At 73.1% G+C, this 24,332-nt stretch carries 22 protein-coding genes; 13 read left to right on the forward strand and 9 right to left on the reverse strand.

Translation table 11 applies throughout. From position 1 onward, the window contains the following. Positions 1–3 precede the first annotated feature (3 nt). Together ACGRHY_RS04760 and rsgA are read right to left on the reverse strand one after the other, a co-directional pair. The gene (locus ACGRHY_RS04760) at positions 4–522 is read right to left on the reverse strand and encodes a hypothetical protein (RefSeq protein WP_394637925.1); all 519 of its coding nucleotides are present in this window, start codon (positions 520–522) and stop codon (positions 4–6) included. A 118-nt stretch (positions 523–640) separates the two neighbouring features. Beyond that, complete coding sequence (rsgA, locus tag ACGRHY_RS04765; RefSeq protein WP_394634135.1) at positions 641–1,753, reverse strand: ribosome small subunit-dependent GTPase A; 1,113 nt, start codon at positions 1,751–1,753, stop codon at positions 641–643. A 411-nt stretch (positions 1,754–2,164) separates the two neighbouring features. Here rsgA and ACGRHY_RS04770 point away from each other — a divergent pair, with 411 nt between their 5' ends. Then, positions 2,165–2,605: an SPW repeat protein gene (locus ACGRHY_RS04770; RefSeq protein WP_394634136.1), complete on the forward strand. Its 441-nt coding sequence runs from the start codon at positions 2,165–2,167 to the stop codon at positions 2,603–2,605. 70 nt (positions 2,606–2,675) lie between these two features. On the opposite strand, the gene ACGRHY_RS04775 is transcribed toward ACGRHY_RS04770, so the two are convergent. From ACGRHY_RS04775 to ACGRHY_RS04795, 5 genes are all read right to left on the reverse strand, one after another. Next, on the reverse strand, positions 2,676–3,821 hold the full coding sequence (locus tag ACGRHY_RS04775; RefSeq protein WP_394634137.1) for a YihY/virulence factor BrkB family protein: 1,146 nt from the start codon (positions 3,819–3,821) through the stop codon (positions 2,676–2,678). A 181-nt stretch (positions 3,822–4,002) separates the two neighbouring features. Continuing rightward, the gene (gene pflA / locus ACGRHY_RS04780; protein WP_394634138.1) at positions 4,003–4,812 is read right to left on the reverse strand and encodes a pyruvate formate-lyase-activating protein; all 810 of its coding nucleotides are present in this window, start codon (positions 4,810–4,812) and stop codon (positions 4,003–4,005) included. Further along, positions 4,812–7,088, reverse strand: a complete 2,277-nt coding sequence (gene pflB, locus ACGRHY_RS04785) for a formate C-acetyltransferase (protein WP_394634139.1) — start codon at positions 7,086–7,088, stop codon at positions 4,812–4,814. The genes pflA and pflB overlap by 1 nt, the downstream gene beginning before the upstream one ends. Positions 7,089–7,138: 50 nt before the next feature. Next, complete coding sequence (gene adhE / locus ACGRHY_RS04790) at positions 7,139–9,850, reverse strand: bifunctional acetaldehyde-CoA/alcohol dehydrogenase (RefSeq protein WP_394634140.1); 2,712 nt, start codon at positions 9,848–9,850, stop codon at positions 7,139–7,141. Between the two features lie 152 nt (positions 9,851–10,002). Beyond that, positions 10,003–11,016 (reverse strand): carbohydrate kinase family protein, encoded by a 1,014-nt coding sequence (locus ACGRHY_RS04795; protein ID WP_394637926.1) that lies wholly within the window; start codon positions 11,014–11,016, stop codon positions 10,003–10,005. Positions 11,017–11,075: 59 nt separating this feature from the next. Here ACGRHY_RS04795 and ACGRHY_RS04800 point away from each other — a divergent pair, with 59 nt between their 5' ends. The 11 genes from ACGRHY_RS04800 to ACGRHY_RS04850 all read left to right on the forward strand — a co-directional run bounded on the left by ACGRHY_RS04800 (position 11,076) and on the right by ACGRHY_RS04850 (position 20,403). After that, positions 11,076–11,654: a GNAT family N-acetyltransferase gene (locus ACGRHY_RS04800; RefSeq protein ID WP_394634141.1), complete on the forward strand. Its 579-nt coding sequence runs from the start codon at positions 11,076–11,078 to the stop codon at positions 11,652–11,654. 121 nt (positions 11,655–11,775) lie between these two features. After that, on the forward strand, positions 11,776–11,859 hold the full coding sequence (locus ACGRHY_RS04805) for a putative leader peptide (protein WP_369126574.1): 84 nt from the start codon (positions 11,776–11,778) through the stop codon (positions 11,857–11,859). Between the two features lie 156 nt (positions 11,860–12,015). After that, on the forward strand, positions 12,016–13,713 hold the full coding sequence (locus ACGRHY_RS04810; protein WP_394634142.1) for a nitrite/sulfite reductase: 1,698 nt from the start codon (positions 12,016–12,018) through the stop codon (positions 13,711–13,713). A gap of 139 nt (positions 13,714–13,852) precedes the next feature. Next, positions 13,853–14,038 (forward strand): hypothetical protein, encoded by a 186-nt coding sequence (locus tag ACGRHY_RS04815; RefSeq protein ID WP_394634143.1) that lies wholly within the window; start codon positions 13,853–13,855, stop codon positions 14,036–14,038. Continuing rightward, positions 14,035–14,757, forward strand: coding sequence for a phosphoadenylyl-sulfate reductase (locus tag ACGRHY_RS04820; RefSeq protein WP_394634144.1), 723 nt, complete (start codon positions 14,035–14,037; stop codon positions 14,755–14,757). Before ACGRHY_RS04815 ends, ACGRHY_RS04820 begins: the two co-directional genes overlap by 4 nt. A gap of 47 nt (positions 14,758–14,804) precedes the next feature. Beyond that, positions 14,805–15,392: an adenylyl-sulfate kinase gene (gene cysC / locus ACGRHY_RS04825; RefSeq protein WP_394634145.1), complete on the forward strand. Its 588-nt coding sequence runs from the start codon at positions 14,805–14,807 to the stop codon at positions 15,390–15,392. Next, positions 15,389–16,357 (forward strand): sulfate adenylyltransferase subunit CysD, encoded by a 969-nt coding sequence (gene cysD, locus ACGRHY_RS04830; RefSeq protein WP_394634146.1) that lies wholly within the window; start codon positions 15,389–15,391, stop codon positions 16,355–16,357. The genes cysC and cysD overlap by 4 nt, the downstream gene beginning before the upstream one ends. Before the next feature lie 3 nt (positions 16,358–16,360). Beyond that, positions 16,361–17,758 carry a sulfate adenylyltransferase subunit 1 gene (locus ACGRHY_RS04835; RefSeq protein WP_394634147.1) on the forward strand — a complete coding sequence of 466 codons (1,398 nt, stop codon included), beginning with the start codon at positions 16,361–16,363 and terminating at the stop codon, positions 17,756–17,758. Then, a complete protein-coding gene (locus ACGRHY_RS04840; protein WP_394634148.1) occupies positions 17,746–18,594 on the forward strand; it encodes an ABC transporter ATP-binding protein in 849 nt (282 codons plus the stop codon). Before ACGRHY_RS04835 ends, ACGRHY_RS04840 begins: the two co-directional genes overlap by 13 nt. Next, complete coding sequence (locus ACGRHY_RS04845) at positions 18,581–19,573, forward strand: ABC transporter permease (protein WP_394634149.1); 993 nt, start codon at positions 18,581–18,583, stop codon at positions 19,571–19,573. Before ACGRHY_RS04840 ends, ACGRHY_RS04845 begins: the two co-directional genes overlap by 14 nt. Further along, positions 19,570–20,403: a sirohydrochlorin chelatase gene (locus ACGRHY_RS04850; RefSeq protein ID WP_394634150.1), complete on the forward strand. Its 834-nt coding sequence runs from the start codon at positions 19,570–19,572 to the stop codon at positions 20,401–20,403. The genes ACGRHY_RS04845 and ACGRHY_RS04850 overlap by 4 nt, the downstream gene beginning before the upstream one ends. 22 nt (positions 20,404–20,425) lie before the next feature. On the opposite strand, the gene ACGRHY_RS04855 is transcribed toward ACGRHY_RS04850, so the two are convergent. Both ACGRHY_RS04855 and ACGRHY_RS04860 read right to left on the reverse strand, forming a co-directional pair. Then, entirely contained in the window at positions 20,426–20,653 is a 228-nt protein-coding gene (locus ACGRHY_RS04855; RefSeq protein ID WP_394634151.1) for a hypothetical protein, read from the reverse strand. Positions 20,654–20,697: 44 nt separating this feature from the next. Continuing rightward, a complete protein-coding gene (locus tag ACGRHY_RS04860; RefSeq protein WP_394634152.1) occupies positions 20,698–21,978 on the reverse strand; it encodes a DUF5919 domain-containing protein in 1,281 nt (426 codons plus the stop codon). A 217-nt stretch (positions 21,979–22,195) separates the two neighbouring features. On the opposite strand from ACGRHY_RS04860, the gene glgX reads away from it, so the two are divergent. Continuing rightward, a complete protein-coding gene (glgX, locus tag ACGRHY_RS04865) occupies positions 22,196–24,310 on the forward strand; it encodes a glycogen debranching protein GlgX (RefSeq protein ID WP_394634153.1) in 2,115 nt (704 codons plus the stop codon). Positions 24,311–24,332 lie beyond the last annotated feature (22 nt).

Raw genomic sequence — 24,332 nt, forward strand, 5'->3', positions numbered from 1 at the left:
GCGTCAGCGTTCCGGGAGCCGCTGGAGCAGTCCCCAGGTGAACTCCGCGACCACCTCGTGCCGCTTCCCCGCACGGTCCGGGGCGGTGAAGGCCAGCCGCCACCGGGAGGGCGCCGAGCCCTCCATCGGGCGGGCGGGCGCGAAGGCACGGGCGACCTCGTCCACCGTGCACGTCCACGGCAGCAGGTCCTCCACCGTGCGCGGCTTCGGGCCGGGCGCCCCCGGAGCGCGCACCAGCCACTCGTTCCACACCGCGCCGCCCGGCGCGGTCAGCACCTCCAGGCGCAGGTCCGGCCAGAGCGGCACCGGCCAGCGCAGCGCCCGGCAGTCCAGGTCGCCGACGCGGCGCGGCTCGTCCGTCTCCGGTTCGCCGAGCACCGAGCGGTACCGGCCCGCCGCGCCCCGGGAGCGCGGCGAGCGGCCGACGGCCTGCCAGCGGCGGTTGGCCTCGCGCATCTCGGCCCGGTCGGCGTCCAGCGCGCGCAGCGCGTCGAGCACCAGATCCGGCTGGAAGTCGGCCATCCTGCGCAGCAGGACGAGCTGGAACTGCCGGGGGCCGAACGGGTGGGCGGGGGTGTCGTTCCGGGTGGGCACGGGGCGACGGTAGCAACCGGCCGCCGCCCCCGCCCGGCCCCGCAGGTCAGCGGCGCGGGCCGCGTTTGCGCTCCGCCATGTGGCGGCCCCACGCCTGCTTCTGCCTCCAGTCGCGCCGCAGCTCCGCCCGCAGCCGGGCGTCGGTGCGGGCCGCGAGGTACTGGTTCTCGCGCAGCAGCTTGCGGTAACTGTCCAGCCGGCGCGGCGGCAGGGTGCCGTCGCCGACGGCGGCGAGAACGGCGCAGCCCGGCTCGGTGGTGTGCGCGCAGTCGTGGAAGCGGCAGGCGCGCGCCAGCTCCTCGACGTCCGAGAAGGCCCGGCCGACGCCCTCCTCGGCATCCCACAGCCCGGCGCCGCGCAGCCCCGGGGTGTCGATGACGACCCCGCCGCCGGGCAGCGCGAACAGTTCGCGGGTGGTCGTGGTGTGCCGGCCCTTGCCGTCGCTCGCGCGGGTCTCGCGCACGGCCAGCACCTCCTGCCCGACCAGCGCGTTGACCAGGGTGGACTTGCCCGCGCCGGACTGCCCGAGCACCACGGCGGTGCCGCCGCCGAGCACGGCGGCGAGCACGTCCGTCCCCTCACCGGCGACCGCGCTGACGGGCAGCACCGTCACGCCGGGCGCCGCGGCCTCGGCGTCGGCGGCGGCGGCGTGGACGGCGTCCGGGGCCAGATCGGCCTTGGTGAGGGCCACCAGCGGCCGGGCTCCGCTCTCCCAGGCCAGGGCGAGGAAGCGCTCCAGCCTGCCGGGATCGAGCGGGACGGCCAGCGAGACGGCGACGACCGCGTGGTCGACGTTGGCGGCCAGCACCTGTCCCTCGGAGCGCTTGGAGGAGGTGGACCGTACGAAGGCGGTACGGCGGGGCAGCAGGGCCCGGACCGTCCACGGCGTCCGGCGTCCGCCCGGTTCGAGCGCGGCCCAGTCGCCGGTGCAGACGGTGAGCAGCGGATCCGGGGAGGTGACGGGCGCGGTGTCGGCCCGTACGGGGCCGTCGGCGGTGACGGCGTCGCACCGCCCGCGGTCCACGCGGACCACGCGGGCGGGGGTCAGGCCCCGGCGCCCGTACGGGGCGAAGGCCTGTGCGGTGTGCCCGTCCCAGCCGTAGCGGGCGAGCGGGTGTGCGGAGTGTTCGGGTTGTTCGGGTACGTCGAGAGGGCTCAACGCGTATGACCCTTCGGGAAGGGCGGCCCCGGAGCGGCGGCCCGGAGGGCGGGCCGGATGTGGTCAGCCGGAGGCCGCGGAGGTGGAACGGACGGACTCGTTGCCGCGGGCTGCGCCCGCGGCGGCGGTGACGGCGGCCATGGGTCCCACCTCCTGTTCCCGGATCGTCGACGGCTCCCTCGGGACCGTGTCCCTCGGGGCGGCTCAGGACCCCTCGGGGCCCCTCGGACCCTCGCGCCGCCGACCTTAGAACGGCGGGTGGCCCACGCGCCACCGGTTTTCCCGGCGCCCTCACCCGTCCGGGGGAACCTCACGGGCCGCGGAGGCAAAAGCGCTCCCCGGGAAGACATAACCTGCCACTTGGTGGAAAATTAGAGCATAAGGGTGAAAGTCTCATAGGAGGTGGCTCAGATGGCCACACCCACGTCGCGCATCGAGGAACACCCTGATCTGATCGGGATGCGTGCGCGCTATGCGGAAGCCTCGGCGTCGCCGACGGCGCAGGGGATGGAGGCGCTGACCGTGCTGGCCGGCGTCTTCCTGCTGGCGTCTCCATGGATCGTGGGGTTCAGCCAGTTCAACTCGCTGACCGTCAACAACTTCGTCACCGGCATCGCCGTCGCGGTGATCGGACTGGCGCTCGCGGTGGCGTTCGAGCGCGCCTACGGCCTGAGCATGGCCGTGTGCGCGATCGGTGCCTGGACGGTGGTGTCCCCCTGGCTGGTGGCCGGCAACGTGGACACCGCCAGGACGATCCTCACCAACGTGATCACCGGAGGAATCGTCTTCCTCCTCGGACTGGCCCTGCTGGCCATCGGCAGGAGGGGCGGCAAGGGCAGCCGCGCGCACTAGAGGGGGTGACCCGACCCGGCGACCGACGGCTGACGGCGGGCCGGGGGCCGTGAGGCCCCGCGGCCCGCCGTCAGCCGTCGCGGTGGCGGGAGCGCAGCCGGGAGCGTATGTCGGACGGCGGCAGGAACTTCGTCCAGCGCTCGGGGAACTCCGCGGGCGGTTCGGGCGCTTCCCCGGCGTCCCCCTCGTCCCCGTCGCCGCCCTCGGCCCCCCGCATCGCGCGCCGCGCCGCCGCCGCGGCGACGACCTCGGCGGCGGCCTGCTCGCGGGCCCGTTCGCTGGCGCGGCGGGCGGCGGCGGTGGTGACCGAGGGCCACACGTGGTCGATGGCGGCGTTGACGGCCGCGCCCACCAGGACCGCGAAGGCCGAGACGCCGATCCACAGCAGTACGGCCACGGGCGCGGCCAGCGACCCGTACAGTGTCGGCCCGTCCACCGTGCGCGTGAGGTACAGGCGCAGCAGGAAGCTGCCCGTGATCCACATCAGCAGGGCGACCAGCGCGCCGGGGACGTCCTCCACCCAGGGGGATCGGACCGGTACCGAGACGTGGTAGAGCGTGGTGAGGAAGGCGATGGAGACGACCACCACCACCGGCCAGTAGAAGGCTTCGACCAGCAGCTCCAGTTGCGGCACCCAGCCGACCACCGCGTCCGGCCCGACGATCAGCAGCGGCAGGGCGACCGCGCCCAGCGGCAGCGCGACCAGGTACAGCCCGAAGGCCAGCAGCCGGGTGGCGACGATGCCCCGGTGGCCGTCGAGGCCGTACATGACGGTGATGGTGTCTATGAAGACGTTCATCGTGCGCGAGCCGGACCACAGCGCCAGCGCGAAGCCCACGGAGATCACGTCTGGCCGCCCGCCCTCGATCACGTCGTCGATCAGCGGTTCGGCGATCTGGCTGACGCCCCGGTCGGACAGGACGGTGGCGGAGGCGTTCAGGATGTTGGCACGGACGCTGTCGATGGTGTCGGTGCCGATCCAGGCGTCGAGGTAACCGAGCAGCCCGATCAGACCCAGCAGCAGCGGCGGCAGCGACAGCAGGGTGAAGAAGGCCGCCTCGGCGGCCAGCCCCAGGATCCGGTACTCCATCGCGGAGTTGACGGTGTCCTTCAGCAGCAGCCAGGCGAGCTTCCGCTTGGGGACGTTGCGGTACAGGGCGCGCGCCCTGCGCAGCGGGTTCGAGGACCGTTTCGGGGGTGAGGGGGCCGGTTGCACGCCCATAACGTATCCGGCCCGGTGATCGCGGCTCACACCGTGGCCCGCGGTACGGCCCGCCGGGTGGCCTGCCGGTTTCCCCGCGGACCGCGCGGCTCGCACACCGGTTCGCACACCGGGGCGGGCACGCGGGCCGGCACGGGCGGACCGGTACGGACACGGGTACGCGCCGGGCCGGGGATCACACCGCGTACAGGCCGTGGTCGGCGAAGACCCCGCGGGCGGCGGCCACCTGCTCCGGGGTGGGCACGGGGGTGCCGGCCAGGGGGAAGGTCCGGCCGACGGCCTCCCACTTGGCGGCGCCCAGCTTGTGGAAGGGCAGCACGTCGACGCGGGAGACGTTGCCGAGACAGGCCGCGAAGGCGGCGACGCCCTCGATGTTGTCGGGCCCGTCGGTCAGACCGGGGACCAGCACGAACCGCACCCACACCTCGTTGCCCAGCAGCGCCAGGCGGCGGGCGAAGGCCGCTGTGGGGGCGATCTCGCCGCGGCCCCCGGTGACCTTCCGGTACAGCCCCGGCTCCCAGGACTTGATGTCCAGCAGCACCAGATCGGTGTCGGCCAGCAGGGCGTCGGAGGCGCGGGCGCCGAGGAAGCCGGAGGTGTCCAGGGAGGTGTGCAGGCCCAGCTCGTGCTTGAAGCGGTGCAGCAGCTCTCCGGTGAAGACCGGCTGGAGCAGCGGCTCGCCGCCGCTGAGGGTGGCACCGCCGCCCGCCGCCCGGATGAAGGCGGTGTACTTCGCCGCCTCGGCGACGAGCTCGTCCGCGGTGGTGCGGCGGCCGTCGCGCAGCCGCCAGGTGTCGGGGTTGTGGCAGTACAGGCAGGCCAGCGGGCAGCCGGCGAGGAAGGCGGTGAAGCGGGTGCCGGGGCCGTCCACGCCGGTGGACAGGTCCCAGGAGTGCACCGATCCGGTGACCGGGCGGCGGGTGGCCGCCCCGGCGGGGGTGGCGGCCCCCGCCGGGGCGGCCGCCCTGTGCATCAGGCGGTCCATCACAGCACTCCGTGGAAGGTGCGGGCGATGACGTCGAGCTGCTGCTCGCGGGTGAGCTTGACGAAGTTCACCGCGTAGCCGCTGACGCGGATGGTGAGCTGCGGGTACTTCTCCGGGTGCTCCATGGCGTCCACCAGCGTCCTGTGGTCCAGGACGTTGACGTTCATGTGGAAGCCCCCGGCGGCGGTGTAGCCGTCCAGCACCCCGGCGAGGTTCCCGGCGCGCTCGGCCGGGGTGCGGCCCAGGGCGTCGGGGGTGATGGTGTTGGTCAGCGAGATGCCGTCCTCGGCGTCGTCGTAGTCCAGCTTGGCCACCGACAGGGCCGAGGCGATGTAGCCGTGGCGGTCGCGGCCGTTCATCGGGTTGGCGCCGGGGGCGAAGGGGGTGCCGGCGCGGCGGCCGTCGGGGGTGTTGCCGGTCTTCTTGCCGTAGACGACGTTGGAGGTGATGGTGAGCACCGACTGGGTGTGGACGGCGCCCCGGTAGGTGGGGTGGCGGCGCACCTTCTCCATGAAGCCGTGCACCAGCCCGCGGGCGATCCCGTCGGCCCGGTCGTCGTTGTTGCCGTAGGCCGGGTAGTCGCCCTCGACCTCGTAGTCGACGGCCAGCCCGGTGGCGTCGCGGATCACCCGCACCCGTGCGTGCTCGATCGCCGAGAGCGAGTCGGCGGCGACCGACAGCCCGGCGATGCCGCAGGCCATGGTGCGCAGCACCTCGCGGTCGTGCAGGGCCATCTCCAGCCGCTCGTAGGCGTACCTGTCGTGCATGTAGTGAATGATGTTGAGGGCGTGGACGTAGGTCCTGGCCAGCCACTCCAGCATCGCGTCGTAGCGCTCGGCGACGGTGGCGTAGTCCAGGTACTCGCCCTCGACCGGGCGGAACCCGCGCACGACCTGCTCGCCGGTGATCTCGTCGCGGCCGCCGTTGATCGCGTAGAGCAGGGCCTTGGCGACGTTGACGCGCGCCCCGAAGAACTGCATCTGCTTCCCCGTGGCCATCGCGGAGACGCAGCAGGCGATGGCGGTGTCGTCGCCGTACTTGGGGCGCATCAGCTCGTCGGACTCGAACTGCAGGGCGCTGGTGTCCACAGCGGTCCTCGCCGCGAACTCCTTGAAGCCCTCCGGCAGCGACTGCGACCAGAAGACCGTCAGGTTGGGCTCCGGCGCGGGGCCGAGGTTGTACAGGGTCTGCAGGGCGCGGAAGGCTGTGCGGGTGACCAGCGGGCGGCCGTCCTCGCCGATCCCGGCCAGCGACCAGGTCACCCAGGTGGGGTCGCCGGAGTAGAGCTCGTTGTACTCGGGGGTGCGCAGGAAGCGGACGATGCGGAGCTTGATCACGAAGTCGTCGATCAGCTCCTGGGCCCCGCTCTCGGTCAGCAGCCCGCGCTCGATGTCGCGCTGGAGGTAGACGTCGAGGAAGGCGTCGATGCGGCCGATGGACATGGCCGCGCCGTTCTGCTCCTTCACGGCGGCCAGGTAGGCGAAGTACAGCCACTGGACGGCCTCGCGGCCGGTGGCGGCCGGGCGGGAGACGTCGTAGCCGTAGGAGGCGGCCATCTCCTTCAGTTCGCGCAGCGCCCGGATCTGCTCGGCGTTCTCCTCGCGGTCGCGGATGACGTCCTCGGTGGGCCGGCGGTCGTCCAGCAGCGCGCGGTCGGCCTGCTTGTCGGCGATCAGCCGGTCCACGCCGTACAGGGCGACGCGGCGGTAGTCGCCGATGATGCGGCCGCGGCCGTAGGCATCGGGCAGACCGGTGATGATGCCGGCCGAGCGGCAGGCCCGGATCTCGGGGGTGTAGGCGTCGAAGACGCCGTCGTTGTGGGTCTTGCGGTAGGTGGTGAAGATCTTCTTCACCCACGGGTCGGGCTCGTGGCCGTAGGCCTTCAGGGCCGCCTCGACCATCCGCCAGCCGCCGGCCGGCATGATCGCCCGCTTGAGGGGGGCGTCGGTCTGCAGGCCGACGATCAGGTCGAGGTCCTCGTCAACGTAGCCGGGGCCGAAGGCGGTGATGGCGGAGGGGGTGGCGGTGTCCACGTCGTGCACACCGCGCTCGCGCTCGGCGGGGAACATCGCCAGCAGCTTGTTCCACACCGCGGTGGTACGGCGGGTGGGGCCGGTGAGGAAGGAGCCGTCGCCCTCGTAGGGGGTGTAGTTGTGCTGGACGAAGTCGCGGACGTCGACCGCGTCCCGCCACAGGCCGCCCTTGAAGCCCTGCCAGTCGCCGGTGCCGGTGCGGTCCGGCGAGTGGGGGGTCTGCGGCTGCGGAATGGTGGTCATGGCTGGTCTCCCTTGGGGTTCTCCCGTACGGGGCGGTCGGGCGGCTGTGCTCATGCCTTGGCGGCGTGGCCGTAGTAGGCCTGGCGCATCAGCGCCTGCATCTCGTCGAGCATCGGCATCCGGGGGTTGGCGGGGGCGCACTGGTCGGCGTAGGCGTTGCGGGCCTGCTCGGGCAGGGCGGCGAGGAACTCCCCCTCGTCCACGCCCGCCTCCTTGAAGGAGGCCGGGACGCCGCAGCGGGCGCGCAGTTCCTCCACGGCGCGGGCGTAGGACTCCACGCCCTCCTCGGGGGTGGCGGCCGGCAGGCCGAGCATCCCGGCGATCTCCTGGAAGCGCTCATGGGCCCGGTAGGTCTCGTACTTGGGCCAGCCGGTCAGCTTGGTGGGGATGCGGCCGTTGTGGCGGATGACGTGCGGCAGCAGCAGCGCGTTGGTCCGGCCGTGGGTGATGTGGAAGGTGTTGCCGAGGGTGTGGGACATTGCGTGCACCAGGCCGAGGAAGGCGTTGGCGAAGGCCATGCCGGCGATGGTGGAGGCGTTGTGCATCCGCTCGCGGGCCCTGGGGGCCTCGGGGCCGTGGGTGACGCAGCGTTCCAGGTTCTCGAAGATCAGCCGGATGGCCTGCAGGCACAGCCCGTCGGTGTAGTCGTTGGCGTAGACGGACACGTACGCCTCGGTGGCGTGGGTGAGGGCGTCGAAGCCGGAGTCGGCGGTGACGGCGGGCGGCAGGGTGGCGGTCAGGACCGGGTCGACGATGGCGACGTCGGGGGTGAGGGCGTAGTCGGCCAGCGGGTACTTGCGGGCGGCGGCCGGGTCGGAGATGACGGCGAAGGGGGTGACCTCGGCGCCGGTGCCGGAGGTGGTCGGCACCGCGATCAGCTTCGCCCTCTCCCCCAGCGGGGGGAAGGTGAAGGCGCGCTTGCGGATGTCGGAGAACTTCTCCTTGGTGTCGGCGAAGGCGATCTCGGGGTGCTCGTACATCAGCCACATGACCTTGGCGGCGTCGATGGGCGAGCCGCCGCCGAGGGCGACGATGGTGTCGGGCTCGAACTCGCGCATCTTCGCGGCGCCGCGTTCGACGGTGGCCAGCTCCGGGTTGGGCTCGATGTCGTCGATGATCTGGAGGTTCACCGGCTCGCGGCGGGAGCGCAGGATGTCCTTGACGCGGGTGAGGTAGCCGAGGCGGTCCATGGTGCGGTCGGTGACGACGGTGACGCGCCGCATGCCGCGCATGTCGCCGAGGTAGCGCAGGGAGTGGCGCTCGAAGTAGATCTTCGGCGGGACCTTGAACCACTGCATGTTGGTGTTGCGCCGCCCGATGCGCTTGATGTTGAGCAGGTCGACGGCGGTGACGTTGCCGGAGACGGAGTTGTGGCCGTAGGAGCCGCAGCCCAGGGTCATCGAGGGCAGGAAGGAGTTGTAGACGTCGCCGATGCCGCCGAGGCTGGAGGGCGCGTTGGCGATGATGCGCACGGCCTTGACGCGGCGGCCGAACTCCTCGGTCAGCGCCTCGTCGTCGGCGTGGATCACCGCGCTGTGGCCCAGGCCGTCGAACTCGACCATCCGCGCGGCCAGTTCGATGCCCTGCTCGGTGGTCTGGGCGCGCAGCAGGGCCAGCACCGGGGAGAGCTTCTCGCGGCTGAGCGGCTCGGCGGGGCCGACACCTGTGATCTCGGCGAGGATGACGGAGGTGTCCTCGGGGACGGTGAAGCCCGCCTGCTCGGCGATCCAGTGCGGCGGCCGGCCGACGGCGTCGGCGTTGAGTCTGGCCTCGGCGCAGTTCGCGCCGCGGGCGGTGGTCCCGAAGAGGAACTTCTCCAGCTTCTCCTTCTCCTCGGGGGTGGCCAGGTGCGCGTGGAGCTTGCGGAACTCCGCGACGGCCCGCTCGTAGACCTCGGCGTCCAGGACGGCGGCCTGCTCGGAGGCGCAGATCATGCCGTTGTCGAAGGCCTTGGACAGGACGATGTCGTGCACCGCGCGGGGGACGTCGGCGGTGCGGTGGACGTAGGCGGGGACGTTGCCCGCGCCGACGCCGAGGGCCGGCTTGCCGCACGAGTAGGCGGCCCGGACCATGGCGTTGCCGCCGGTGGCCAGGATGGTGGAGACGTCCGGGTGGTTCATCAGCAGTCGGGTGGCCTCCATCGACGGCTCCTCGATCCACTGCACGCAGTGTTCGGGGGCGCCCGCGGCCACGGCCGCCTCCCGTACGATCCGGGCCGCCTCGGCGCTGCACCGCTGGGCCGAGGGGTGGAAGGCGAAGACGATCGGGTTGCGTGTCTTGAGCGCGATCAGCGCCTTGAAGATCGTGGTGGAGGTGGGGTTGGTCACCGGGGTCATGGCGCACACCACGCCGACGGGCTCGGCGATCTCGGTGATCCCGTTCAGTTCGTCGCGGCGGACGACGCCGACCGTCTTCAGCCCCTGCATCGAGTGGGTGACGTGCTCGCAGGCGAAGAGGTTCTTCATCGCCTTGTCCTCGAACACGCCCCGGCCGGTCTCGGCGACGGCCCGATCGGCCAGTTCGCAGTGGTTCGCCAGGGCCGCCAGGGAGGCCTTCCGCACGATGTGGTCGACCTGCTCCTGGGTGAAGGAGGCGTACTCCTCAAGGGACTTGACGGCGTGCGCGACCAGGGTGTCGACGGCGTGCCGGACGGTCTCGGCGTGCTCGCCGCTCCCGGTGCGCCCGGCGTCCGCCGGCGCGGCGGGGCGGCCGGCAGGACGGCCGGCGGGGCGGGCTGCGGGGCGTGCGGTGGCTTCTGCCATGGGGATCACCTCTGGGTGGGGGCCTCGGTGACTCCATTGCACGCCGCCCCGGGCCCCCGGCGCAGTCGCCGAAGGGGCCCCGCCCCGCCGCCGAAGGTCCCGCCCCGGCGGGGGGCGCGGGCCGAAGGTCCCGGTACCGGCCGGTAGGGCGCTCACCTGCGCGTACGAGGGTCCATCCGGTGTGCCCGGGGCGGGTCGGCGCCCCGGACCGCACAGGTGGCGGCGGCGACGGCCGCGCCGGTGGTGAGGGCCTGCTCCAGGACGTCCGCGGTCAGCCCGTCCAGGCGCCCGCCGAGGGCCCCGGCGGTGTGGAGGTGGTGGAGGAAGCCGCCCGTGAAGGCGTCGCCCGCGCCGACGGTGTCCACCACGTCGGTGGGAGGGGCGGGCACCCTCAGCCGTACGCGCTCCGCGCCGCCCGCGCCATCCAGCGAGGCGTACGCACCCGCCGCTCCGAGCGTGACGACCACCAGGGTCGCGCCGTGGCCGTGGAGTACGCCGGCCGCCTCCTCCACACCGGCGCCGGGCAGAAGGTGGCCGAGGTCGTCGTCGGACAGCCGCAGGATGTCGGCCGCGGCGCACCAGCGCGGCAGCCGCTCGCGGTAGACGACCGGTTCCACCAGCGGCGGCCGGACGTTGGGATCGACCGAGACGGTGGCCCGCCCGCGCGTCCTCTCCAGCAGCCGCTCCACCGCCTCCCCGCCCGGCGACCGCACCAGTGCCAGCGATCCGGTGTGCAGGCAGGCCACGGGGCCGGACGCGGCCCGTTCCAGCTCGCCGTCCGTCCACTGCCAGTCGGCGGTGCCCTCGGCGTGGAAGGAGTACTCGGCGCGGCCGGCGGCGTCGATGTCGGCGACGGCCAGGGTGCCGGGCTCGGCCGCCTCGACCGCGGCGCCGAGGTCCACGCCGGAGGCGGCCAGGTGCTCGCGGAAGAGTCGGCCGAAGACGTCCCGGGACAGCCTGCCCAGGAAGCGGGTGGGGGTGCCGAGCCGGGCGAGGGTCACGGCGGTGTTGGCGGGTCCGCCCCCGGGCAGGACCTCCAGCCCGATCGAGGGGGCGGACGGCCGCGTCCCGCCGCCCGGCGGCGGGACGGTGAAGGCGTCGGCGACGCACTCGCCGAGCACGGTGACGGGGGCGGCGGGGCCGGTTCGGCTTCCGGTCACGGGCATGGGTGTGGGCATGTGGGCATTCTGGTATGCGCCGCCGGCGGCGTGCTTCACTGCCCGGCATGAGCGCCACCACCGCCGTCACCACCTGGTCGCTGGAGCAGACCTCCCCGTCCGACCTCTCCCCCGCCCACATCCCGGATGGCGAGTCCGGCATCCGGATCGTCCGATCGGAGGTCCGCAGCCCGGAGTTCAGCCGCTTCCTCTACACCGCCGTCGGCGGGGACGTCGCCTGGACGGACCGGCTGGGGTGGACGTACGCGCGGTGGCGGGAGTTCCTGGAGCGGCCCGGCGTGGAGACGTGGGTGGCGTACGACCGCGGGACCCCGGCCGGGTACGTCGAACTGGAACCGCAGCCCGGGGGGACGGTGGAGATCACCTATTTCGGCCTGATCGCCGCCTTCCGCGGCCGGCGCATCGGCGGGCACCTGCTGTCGTACGGCACCGCGCGCGCCTGGGACCTGGCGGAGCGCTGGCCGGAGCGGGGGCCCACCCGGCGGGTGTGGCTGCACACCTGCAGCAAGGACGGCCCGCACGCGCTCGCGAACTACCGGCGGCGAGGCTTCCGCCTCTTCGACACCAGGACTGAGGACGAACCGGCCGTTCCCGCCCCGGGGCCCTGGCCGGGAGCGGGAACGTGAGCCCCGCCCGGGACCCCGCGGTCCCGTGACCGACACCACACTGTCTCGCGGATCGGGACACCTTTGTCCGAACTGTGGATATCGGTGGACTGCCGCGAGATGCTCATGCCACGCTTCTGCCATGTCTCGAGCTGGAATTGCCTTGGTGAGTCGGCGACACGTCGACCTCGGCCGCATGTCCAGCGCCATCTGTCCGACGGGCTGACAGTCCCAGCACCGCCGCACATCCGCCGCCCCCGTCGTCGCGGGCAGGCGCCCCCGATTCCCGCTTCCCGTCCGGGTTCGCGCACGTCAGCGCGCCCAGGCGGATCCGGTCCGCTTCCCGCGCAGCCGAGTCCAGCAGAAGGACGAACACACCGCCATGGCCGACACCCCCAAGCCAGCCAGCGCTGCCCCGACCCGCCGCAAGGCCGGCCGCCACCGCGGCGAAGGCCAGTGGGCCACCGGGCACTTCACCCCGCTGAACGCCAACGAGCAGTTCAAGAAGGACGACGACGGTCTCAATGTGCGGACACGCATTGAGACGATCTACGCCCACCGCGGGTTCGACTCCATCGACCCCGGCGACCTGCGCGGCCGGATGCGCTGGTGGGGCCTCTACACCCAGCGCAGACCCGGGATCGACGGGGGCAAGACCGCCGTCCTGGCTCCGGAGGAGCTGGACGACGAGTACTTCATGATGCGCGTGCGCATCGACGGCGGGCGGCTGACCACCGAGCAGCTGCGCGTCATCGGCGAGATCTCCCAGGAGTTCGCCCGCGGCACCGCCGATGTCACCGACCGGCAGAACATCCAGCTCCACTGGGTCCGCATCGAGGACGTCCCCGAGATCTGGCGCCGCCTGGAGGCCGTGGGCCTGTCCACCACCGAGGCCTGCGGCGACACGCCGCGCGCCTTCCTGGGCTCGCCGGTCGCCGGGATCGCCGATGACGAGATCGTCGACGGCACGCCCGCGCTGGAGGAGGCCAAGCGCCGCGTCGTCGGCAACCCGGCGTTCTCCAACCTCCCCCGCAAGTTCAAGGCGGCCATCTCCGGTTCCCCCCTGCTGGACGTGGCGCACGAGATCAACGACGTGTCGTTCGTCGGCGTACGCCACCCCGGGCTCGGCCCCGGCTTCGACCTGTGGGTGGGCGGCGGTCTGTCCACCAACCCCAAACTCGGCGTCAGGCTGGGCGCCTGGGTGCCGCTGGAGGACGTGGCGGACGTCCTGGAGGGCGTCGTCTCGATCTTCCGCGACTACGGCTACCGCCGGCTGCGCAACCGCGCCCGCCTGAAGTTCCTCGTCGCCGACTGGGGGGCGGAGAGGTTCCGCCAGGTGCTGGAGGACGAGTACCTGGAGCGGAAGCTGGCCGACGGCCCCGCCCCCGAGGCCCCCGCCCAGCGCTGGCGCGACCACATCGGCGTGCACCGCCAGAAGGACGGCCGCTTCTACGTCGGCTTCGCCCCCCGCGTCGGCCGCGTCGACGGCGCCACCCTCACCAAGATCGCCGAGCTGGCCGAGGGCCACGGCTCGGGCCGGGTCCGCACCACCGTCGAGCAGAAGATGATCATTCTCGACGTGGCCGAGGACCGGGTGGACTCCCTGGTGGAGAGCCTGGAGTCGCTGGACCTGACGGCGCGCCCGTCGGTCTTCCGGCGCGGCACCATGGCCTGCACCGGCATCGAGTTCTGCAAACTGGCCATCGTCGAGACCAAGGGCCGCGGCTCCACCCTCATCGACGAACTGGAGCGCCGCCTGCCGGACTTCGACGAGCCGGTCACCATCAACATCAACGGCTGCCCCAACGCCTGCGCCCGCATCCAGGTCGCCGACATCGGCCTCAAGGGCCAGCTCGTCACCGACGCGGACGGCAAGCAGGTGGAGGGCTATCAGGTCCACCTCGGCGGCGCGCTGGGGTTGGACCCCGGCTTCGGCCGCAAGGTGCGCGGCCTGAAGGTCACCGCCGCCGAACTGCCCGACTACGTCGAGCGCCTGCTGACCCGTTACCGCGAGGAGCGGCAGGACGGCGAGCGCTTCGCCCAGTGGGCGGCGCGGGCCGACGAGGGGGCCCTGAAGTGATCCCGCGGGCGCCTGTGCCGCGTGGGCGGAGAAGCGAACGAGGAGGCACCGTGAGCGACGCACACGCGGCCACCGGGCCGCACCTCGTCACGAACCCGCGCTGTCGCCGCGTGGGCGGAGAAGCGAACGAGGAGGCACCGTGAGCGAACGCGCTGCCCCGTTCTACTGCCCGTACTGCGGCGACGAGGACCTGCGGCCGTCCGAGGACGGCCACGGCGCGTGGGAGTGCGCCTCCTGCAACCGCGCCTTCAAACTCTCGTTCCTCGGGCTGCTGGCCGACGGCCTGCGGCGGTCCGGTTCCACCGAGGGAGACATGACACGATGAGCACCGCCGAGGACCGGTCCGGCCTGCGGGCGGACGCCGGCGAGCTGCGGCGACTCGCCGAGAAGGCGGGCCGCGAACTGGAGGACGCCCCGGCGCTGGAGGTCCTGCGCTGGGCGGCCGACGCCTTCGGCGCGCGCTTCTGCGTGACCTCCTCGATGGAGGACGCCGTCGTCGCGCACCTGGCCTCGCGTGTGGCGCCCGGTGTGGACGTGGTGTTCCTCGACACGGGCTATCACTTCCCGGAGACCATCGGCACCCGGGACGCGGTGGCGGCGGTGATGGACGTCAACGTCGTCACGCTCACCCCCCGGCAGACCGTGGCCGAGCAGGACGCCGAGTACGGGCCGCGCCTCCACGACCGCGACCCCGACCTGTGCTGCGCTCTGCGCAAGGTCGGGCCGCTGGAGGAGGGTCTGCGCGGGTACGACGCCTGGGCCACAGGGCTGCGCCGCGACGAGTCCCCGACCAGGGCGGGGACTCCGGTGGTGGGCTGGGACGAGAAGCGGGGCAAGATCAAGGTCTCGCCCATCGCACGCTGGACGCAGGACGACGTGGACGCCTACGTTGCCGATCACGGTGTCCTCACCAACCCTCTGCTGATGGACGGTTACCCCTCCATCGGGTGCGCGCCCTGCACCCGGCGGGTGCTGAAGGGCGAGAACGCCCGTTCCGGCCGCTGGGCCGGACGCGGCAAGACCGAGTGCGGACTGCATGGCTGATGGCGAACTTGAAGGCCGTAGGAGCCCAGACAGTTGAGGAGCGTCAGATGAGCGGGGCGACCGCCCCCGGCACGGACAGAACCGGCAGCACCGACGGCACCGGCATCGGGGCCACGGTCTGGCTGACCGGGTTGCCGAGCGCCGGCAAGACCACGATCGCCCGCGCCCTGGCGGGGCGGCTGCGCGACGGGGGGCACCGGGTGGAGGTGCTGGACGGTGACGAGATCAGGGAGTTCCTCTCCGCCGGCCTGGGCTTCTCCCGGGAGGACCGGCACACCAACGTGACCCGGATCGGATTCGTGGCGCAGAAGCTGGCCGCCAACGGCGTCGTCGTGCTGGTCCCGGTGATCGCGCCGTACGCCGACAGCCGCGAGGCGGTGCGCAAGCGCCACCAGGCGGAGGGCACGGCGTTTTTGGAGGTGCATGTGGCCACCCCGGTGGAGGTGTGCTCCGAGCGTGATGTGAAGGGGCTGTACGCCAGACAGGCCGCGGGGCAGCTCTCCGGGCTGACCGGGGTGGACGACCCCTACGAGGCGCCGGCCGCTCCCGATCTGCGGATCGAGGCGCACACCGAGCCGGTGGCCGACTCCGCCGCCCGGCTGCACGCCCTGCTCGCCGAGAGGGGACTGGCGTGACGACCTCGGCCGAACCGACCACCGGGCCCGCGGCCGCGCCGGACCGGACCGCCGACGCGGCCGGCACGTCCTTCGCGCTGAGTCATCTGGACGTTTTGGAGTCGGAGGCGGTGCATGTCTTCCGGGAGGTGGCGGGTGAGTTCGAGCGGCCGGTGATCTTGTTCTCCGGTGGCAAGGACTCCATCGTGATGCTGCATCTGGCGCTGAAGGCGTTCGCTCCGGCGCCGGTGCCGTTCGCGTTGCTGCACGTGGACACCGGCCACAACTTTCCCGAGGTGATCGACTACCGCGACCGGGTGGTGGCCGGGCACCGGCTGCGCCTGCACGTGGCCTCGGTGCAGGAGTTCATCGACCGCGGGGAGCTGCGCGAGCGGGCGGACGGCACCCGCAATCCGCTGCAGACCGTGCCGCTGCTGCACGCCATCGCGGCCAACCGCTTCGACGCGGTGTTCGGCGGCGGGCGGCGCGACGAGGAGAAGGCCCGGGCCAAGGAGCGGGTGTTCTCCCTGCGTGACGAGTTCGGCGGCTGGGATCCGCGCCGTCAGCGCCCGGAGCTGTGGCAGCTGTACAACGGCCGTCACGCCCCGGGTGAGCATGTGCGGGTCTTCCCGCTGTCGAACTGGACGGAGCTGGATGTGTGGCAGTACATCGGGCGGGAGGGGATCGAGCTGCCGGCCATCTACTACGCCCACACCCGTGCGGTCTTCCGCCGGGACGGGATGTGGCTGGCGCCGGGCGGGTGGGGCGGCCCGCGGGAGGGTGAGACGGTGCGGGAGCGCCGGGTGCGGTACCGCACCGTCGGTGACATGTCCTGTACCGGGGCGGTGGACTCCGACGCCGCCACCATCGAGGAGGTCATCGCGGAGATCGCGGCCTCCCGGCTGACCGAGCGGGGCGCGACCCGGGCCGACGACAAGCTGTCGGAGGCCGCCATGGAGGACCGCAAGCGCGAAGGGTACTTCTGAGCGATGACCACCACTTCCACCACCACCCCCGCAACCACCCCCGCAACCACCGCCGGGGCCGGGGCGGCCGGGCTGCTGCGGGAGACCTCGCTGCTGCGTTTCGCCACCGCCGGTTCGGTCGACGACGGCAAGTCCACCCTGGTCGGGCGGCTGCTGCACGACTCCAAATCGGTCCTGGCCGACCAGCTGGAGGCCGTCGAGCACGCCTCCCGCAACCGCGGCGCCGCCGGCCCGGACCTGGCGCTGCTGACCGACGGACTGCGCGCCGAACGCGAGCAGGGCATCACCATCGACGTGGCCTACCGCTACTTCGCCACCCCGCGCCGCCGGTTCATCCTGGCCGACACCCCCGGCCACGTGCAGTACACCCGCAACATGGTCACCGGCGCCTCCACCGCCGACCTGGCCCTGGTCCTGGTCGACGCCCGCAACGGCATCGTGGAACAGACCCGCCGCCACGCCGCGGTCGCCGCCCTGCTGCGGGTGCCGCACGTGACGCTGGTCGTCAACAAGATGGACCTGACCGGCTACGCCGAGCCCGTCTTCGCGGCCATCGCCGAGCAGTTCACCGCCTACGCCGCCTCGCTGGGCGTGCCGGAGGTCACCGCGATCCCGATCTCGGCGCTGGCCGGCGACAACGTGGTCACCCCCTCCGGGCACATGGACTGGTACAGCGGCCCCACCGTGCTCGAACACCTGGAGACCGTCGAGGTCGACCACGCCCCGGCCGCGGACGTGGCCCGCCTGCCCGTGCAGTACGTCATCCGCCCGCAGACCGCCGAGCACCCCGACTACCGCGGCTACGCCGGCCAGCTCGCCTCCGGCGTGCTGCGCGTGGGCCAGCCGGTGACGGTGCTGCCCTCCGGCCGCACCTCGGTGATCGAGGCCATCGACACGCTCGGCCGGCCGGCCCGGGCCGCCTGGGCACCGCAGTCGGTCACCGTCCGCCTGACCGACGACCTCGACGTCTCCCGCGGCGACCTGATCGCCCCGGCCGACGACGCCCCCACCCCCACCCGGGACATCACCGCCACCGTCTGCCACCTGCACGACACCCCGCTGCGGGCCGGCCGGCGGGTACTGCTCAAACACACCACCCGCACCGTCAAGGCGATCGTCCAGGAGATCGGCTCCCGGCTGACCCTGGACGACCTCTCCCCCCACCCCGAACCGGGCGAGCTGGCCGCCAACGACATCGGCCGGATCGTGGTCCGCACCGCCGAACCACTGCCACTGGACCCCTACACCCGCTCCCGCCGCACCGGCTCCTTCCTGCTCATCGACCCCGCCGACGGCGCCACCCTCACCGCCGGCATGTCCGGCGACGCCTTCACCGGAGCCGACGGGGCGGCGCACGCAGCCGGGAACGACACCCCACAGGAGGACGGATGGGACTTCTGAGCACTGCGGGCACCACCGTGCAGGACGCCTTCACCACCCCTGTCCCGGTGCCGTCCGCCGCCGGGGCCGGGGCCGGGCAGGCCTCCCCGTACGCGGTGCGGCTCGACCGTGTCTCGAAGTCCTTCGGCACCTCCCCCCACACCCGCCAGCAGGTACTGGACACCATCGACCTGACGGCGGCCCCCGGCGAGTTCGTCTGCCTGCTGGGCGCCTCCGGCTGCGGCAAGTCCACCCTCCTGAACCTGGTGGCCGGCCTGGACCACCCCACCTCCGGCCAGGTACGGGTACCGCACGGCCGGCCCGCCCTGATGTTCCAGGACCACGCCCTCTTCCCCTGGCTGAGCGCCGGCCGCAACATCGAACTCGCCCTGAAACTGGCCGGAACCCCCCGGACCGAACGACGCACCCGGGCCGAGGAACTGCTGCGGCTGGTCCGGCTGCCGGACGCGTACGGCAAACGGGTCCACCAGCTCTCCGGCGGAATGCGCCAGCGCGTGGCCCTGGCCCGCTCCCTGGCCCAGGGCAGCCGGGTACTGCTGATGGACGAACCCTTCGCCGCACTGGACGCCATCACCCGCGACCTGCTCCACGAGGAACTGACCCGCGTGTGGCGCGAACGGGAACTGACCGTGCTGTTCGTCACCCACAACGTACGCGAGGCGGTACGGCTCGGCCGGCGCGTCGTACTGCTGTCCTCCCGCCCCGGACGCGTGGCACACCAGTGGGACGTGGCCATCCCCCACCCCCGCCGCATCGAGGACACCGCCGTCACCTCCCTCGCCCGGGAGATCACCGGCCACCTGCACGAGGAGATCGTCCGCCATGCCCGCCACTGACACCGAGGACCCCCGGCGGCACCCCGGACACGAGCCCCCGGGGCACAGCACCGGCCGGGCCCCGGAACGGACCGCGGACGGCCCCGGCAACACCGGCGGCCCCAGCGGCACCGGCGACTCCGGCGACTCCGGCGACTCCGGCGAGATGGCGTCCGGCCTGGACGCCCTGGAGTCCCCCGCCTCCGCCACCGCCGCCACCTCACGCCGGATACTGGCCAAGGCCGCGCCGCCGCTGGCCGCCGCCGCCCTGGTCCTGGCCCTGTGGCAGACGGCCCACACCCTGACCTGGTCGGCGACCCTGCCCGCCCCCGCCGCCGTATGGGGCGAACTGGCCGGCACCTGGGCGGACGGCACCCTGCCCCCCGCCCTCGGCCACAGCCTGCTGCGCTGCCTGACCGGCTTCGCCGCCTCCGCCGCCCTCGGCGTCCCCCTGGGGCTGCTGCTCACCCGGGTCGCGCCGCTGCGCACGGTCGTGGGCCCCATCCTGTCCGCCGTGCAATCCCTGCCGGCCGCCGCCCTGGTACCGGTCGCGGTGATCGCCCTGGGCAACTCCGAGGGCGCGGTGTACACCGTGGTCCTCCTCGGCGCGGTCCCCTCCATCACCGCCGGCGTCACCGCCGCCGTCGACCGGATCCCCCCACTACTGCTGCGCGCCGGCCGCTCCATGGGCGCCGGCGGCCTGCCCGGCACCGTCCACATCCTCCTCCCCGCCGCACTGCCCGGCCTCGTCACCGCCCTGCGACAGGGCTGGACCTTCGGCTGGCGCGCCCTGATGACGGCCGAACTCATCACCGCCACCCCCCTGCCCGGCATCGGCCGGATCCTGGACGCGGGCCGGCAGGACGGTGAGCTGAGCCTGGTACTGGCCTCGGTGATGCTCATCCTGGCGGTCGGCGTGGCCGTGGAAACAACACTGTTCTCCCCCGTGGAACGCCGCGTCCTGCACAACCGCGGCCTGGCACCGACAACCGGACAATGAGCAACCCCGTGCGCATCCTCCGCGTCCCCGCCCGCAACGCCCCGGACGCCCGCGGCACCCGCGGCGCCCGTCCCGCCCTGCTGGTCACCGCGCACGGCAGCCGCGACCCGCGCCACGCGGCGACCGTGGCCGCGCTGTGCGCCCGGCTGCGCGGGCTGCGCCCCGGGCTGCGGGTCGAGGTGGGCCATCTGGACTTCAACGCCCCCTCGGTACCGCAGGTGCTCGCCCGTCTCCACGCCGACGGCGTACGGCGGGTGGTGGCGCTGCCCCTGCTGCTCACCCGCGCCTTCCACGCCAAGGCCGACATCCCCGCGGTGCTGGGCGAGGCGGCGGCGCGGCTGCCGCGGCTGGCGGTGCACCAGGCCGACGTCCTGGGTCCGGACCGGCTGCTGACGGCCGGCCTGGAGCGGCGGCTGCGCGAGGCCGGGCTGCGGCCCGGCGACGAACGCTCGACCGGTGTCGTCCTGGCCTCGGCGGGCTCCTCCGACCCGGAGGCGATCGCGGTGATCGCAGACATCGCGCGGGAGTGGCGGCACATCTCCGGTTGGTGTGCCGTGCGGCCCGCGTTCGCCTCCGCATCCCTTCCCCGCACCGCCGACGCGGTGCGGGAGCTGCGCGCCCGGGGGGCGCGGCGGGTGGCCGTCGCCCCGTACGTCGTCGCACCCGGCTTCCTCCCGGACCGTATCGCCGCCGGCGCCCGCGAGGCGGGCGCCGATCTGCTGGCGCCGGTGCTGGGCGACGCCCCGGAGCTGGCCCGCCTGATGGCACGGCGCTACGACGAGGCGCTGGTCCGGTGGGCCGGGCGCGTGAGCCTGCCCACCGGCGCGTGACGCGCCCCGAGCGCCCGCGGCCTCACAGCCGGGGGCGCATCCCCGGCTGTGAGGCCGCGGGCGGCTTTCCGCGCGGCACCGGCAGCACGGCGCGTCCCGGGGCGTTCTCCAGCAGGAAGGCGAGCGCGGCGTAGCGGGCCGGCGCGGCCGGGACGAGGCCGGTGACCCCGGCCGCGCTCTCCCGGACGGGGGACGCGTTGAGCTCGGCGATCCCGGTGACGGCGGATCGGACGGCCGGGAGCGTGACCACCGCCGCCGCCGTCGCCGGGCGAGCCGGGCGGGGTGAGGGCCGGATCAGGACACCGGCCGGGAGTCGGCCCACACCGACTCCATCTCCTCGCGGTAGAGGTGGAACAGCCCGCCCTCGGCGCCCTCCCCGTGCGGGCCGCCGCCGTGGACGCCCCCCGGGGCTCCGCCCTGGACGATGTCCCGGCCGCCGCCGCGCAGCACGAAGACCGGGGCCTCCATGCCCCGGGTACGGCGCAGGTAGGACTGGACCACCGCTACGCCGTCCGGCCCGTCGCCGTCGACGAGGTAGGCGGTGAAGCGCGGGGTCTCGTCGAAGACGTGGATCTGGAAGGCGTCGGCGTCCCGCAGCCGGGAGCGCACCCGCCGCATGTGGAGGATGTTCGTCTCCACCGAACGGCTCAGCTCGCCCTTCTTCAGTCCCAGCTCCCGCTCCCGGCGGCGCACCGCGCTGCTGGCCGGGTTGAGGAAGAGCAGCCGCACCCGGCAGCCGGACCCGGCCAGCCGCACCAGACGGCGCCCGGAGTAGTTCTGGACCAGCAGGTTCAGTCCTATGCCGATGGCGTCCAGCCGGCGCGCCCGGCCGAACAGGTCCTCGGCCGGGAGCTGGCGCTGCAGGCGCACCCGGTCCGGGTGGACGCCGACGACGTCGGCGAAGCGGTCGCCGACCAGCTCCTCCACCGCGTCCACCGGCAGCCGGTGGGCGGAGGGGATGTCGCGGCCGGCGCCCAGCAGGTCCAGCAGCCGGGCCGAGATCCGCTCGGCCTGGGCGAGGACGGCCGGGGACAGCGCGCGGTTGCGCGCCACCGCGCTGCGGGCGACCTCCAGCTCGTCCAGGGCCAGCTCCAGCTCACGCCGCCCGTCGAAGTAGGGCTCGAAGCAGGGCCAGTGCTGCACCACCAGCTCGCGAAGCTGCGGCAGGGTGAGGAAGGACAGCAGGGTGTCGTCGGCCGGGTCGAGCAGATACCCCTTGCGGCGGCTGACCTCGCGTACGGCCGCGGCGCGCTGGACCCACTCCTGCCCGGTCGGGCCGGCCGCCGCCACGACCCAGTCCTCGCCGTGCACCGGCTCGTAGATCGGCCGCAGCACCGCCGCGACCACGGCGCGCAGCCGCTGCTCGACGAGGTTGAGCCAGATGTAGGCCCGTCCCGCCCGCTGGGCGCGCAGCCGTACCTCGGCCCACTCCTCGGCGCCCCAGGCCAGATCGGCGCCGATCTCCATCGGCCGGGCCAGGGAGACCGTGCCGGGCGGCACCGCTCCGGGCGTTCCGGCGGCACCACTCTCGCCGCCCCCGCTCCCCGAGGGGAGCTCAAGCCCTCCCGAGCCCACCTGTGCACCGCCTTCCGGACCTGCTGTTCGATCAAGGAGCCTACTGCCCTCCCGGGAGGGGACGCAGCAGTATCCCGCCACCAAGTTCCTTTCTCCGTACGCTCATCCGGGGGAAGATGGATGCTGTGCCCATCCGGTGGCCGCCTCCCGCACCAGTACTGCGCAAGGATGCAGCGAAAACGGGTAACGGGTAGAGACCGCGACAGGAAGAGTCGACATGCAGGTCTGGCCTGGACGGGCTTATCCCCTCGGCGCCACGTACGACGGGGCCGGGACGAACTTCGCCGTGTTCTCGGAGGCGGCGGAGCGCATCGAACTGTGCCTGCTGCACGACGACGGGTCGGAGACGGCGATCGAGCTGCGCGAGTCCGACGCGTTCGTGCGGCACGCCTACCTGCCGGGCGTCATGCCCGGCCAGCGCTACGGCTTCCGCGCGCACGGGCCGTACGAGCCGGAGAAGGGAAGGCGCTGCAACAGCGCCAAGCTGCTGCTGGACCCCTACGCCAAGGCGATGAGCGGCGCCATCGACTGGGACGAGGCGGTATACGGCTACCACTTCGACGAACCCGAACGGCGCAACGACCTGGACTCCGCCCCGCACACCATGGCGTCGGTGGTGGTCAACCCCTACTTCGACTGGGGCGACGACCGGCCCCCGCGCACCGACTACCACCAGACGGTCATCTACGAGGCCCACGTCAAGGGCCTGACGATGCTCCATCCGGAGCTGCCCGAGGATCTGCGCGGCACCTACGCGGCGCTGGGCCACCCGGCGGTCATCGAGCACCTGACGAAGCTGGGGGTGACCGCGCTGGAACTGATGCCGGTCCACCAGTTCGTCACCGACCACCGGCTGGCCGACGCCGGGCTGGCGAACTACTGGGGCTACAACACCATCGGCTTCTTCGCCCCGCACAACGCCTACGCCTCCTGGGGCGACCGGGGCCAGCAGGTGCTGGAGTTCAAGCAGGCGGTCAAGGCGCTGCACCAGGCGGGCATCGAGGTGATCCTCGACGTGGTCTACAACCACACCGCCGAGGGCAACCACCTGGGGCCGACCCTGTCCTTCCGGGGCCTGGACAACGCCTCGTACTACCGGCTCACCGACGATCCCCGGTACTACATGGACACCACCGGCACCGGGAACTCGCTGCTGATGCGCTCCCCGCACGTCCTGCAGCTGATCATGGACTCGCTGCGCTACTGGGTCACCGAGATGCACGTGGACGGCTTCCGCTTCGATCTGGCGGCCACCCTGGCCCGCCAGTTCCACGAGGTGGACCGGCTGTCGTCGTTCTTCGACCTGGTGCAGCAGGACCCGGTGGTCAGCCAGGTGAAGCTGATCGCCGAGCCCTGGGACGTGGGCGAGGGCGGCTACCAGGTGGGGAACTTCCCGCCGCTGTGGACGGAGTGGAACGGCCGCTACCGCGACACCGTGCGGGACCTGTGGCGGGGCGAGCCGCGCACCCTGGCGGAGTTCGCCTCCCGGCTGACCGGCTCCTCCGACCTGTACCAGGACGACGGGCGCCGCCCGCTGGCCTCGATCAACTTCGTCACCTGCCACGACGGCTTCACCCTGCACGACCTGGTGTCGTACAACGACAAGCACAACGAGGCCAACGGCGAGGGCAACCGGGACGGCGAGAGCCACAACCGCTCGTGGAACTGCGGGGTGGAGGGGGCCGCGGACGACGAGGACGTCCAGGCCCTGCGGGGCCGGCAGATGCGCAACTTCATCGCCACCCTGCTGCTCTCCCAGGGCGTGCCGATGCTCGCCCACGGCGACGAGTTCGCCCGCACCCAGAAGGGCAACAACAACGCCTACTGCCAGGACAGCGAGCTGTCGTGGGTGCACTGGCCGAAGGCGGGCGGGAAGCACCAGCTGTGCGAGTTCGTGCAGGCCATGGTGGGGATGCGCCGCGACCACCCGGCCTTCCGGCGGAGGCGCTTCTTCCACGGGCGGCCGGTGGAGGGCACCCACGACGAGCTCTCCGACATCGCCTGGTTCACCCCCGAGGGCGAGGAGATGGCCCAGCGGGACTGGCAGGAGGCCCAGGCCAGGGCGCTGACGGTGTTCCTCAACGGCAACGCGATCTCCGAGCCCGGCGAGCGCGGCGAGCGGATCACCGACGACTCCTTCCTGCTGATGTTCAACGCCCAGCCCACCCCGCGCAGGTTCACCGTGCCGGTGGACCACGGGCGGGAGTGGCAGGTCGTGGTGGACACCTCGCGGGAGGACGGGGTCCCGCCGGGCACCGGCCCCACGGTGAAGGCGGGTTCCCGGATCACCCTGGTGGACCGCAGTCTGACGGTGCTCCAGCGCCCCGCCTGACCGCTTCCGCCCGGCCGGCCCG

The sequence above is a fragment of the Streptomyces shinuiensis genome (genome assembly GCF_043660855.1).
Classification (GTDB): Bacteria; Actinomycetota; Actinomycetes; order Streptomycetales; family Streptomycetaceae; genus Streptomyces.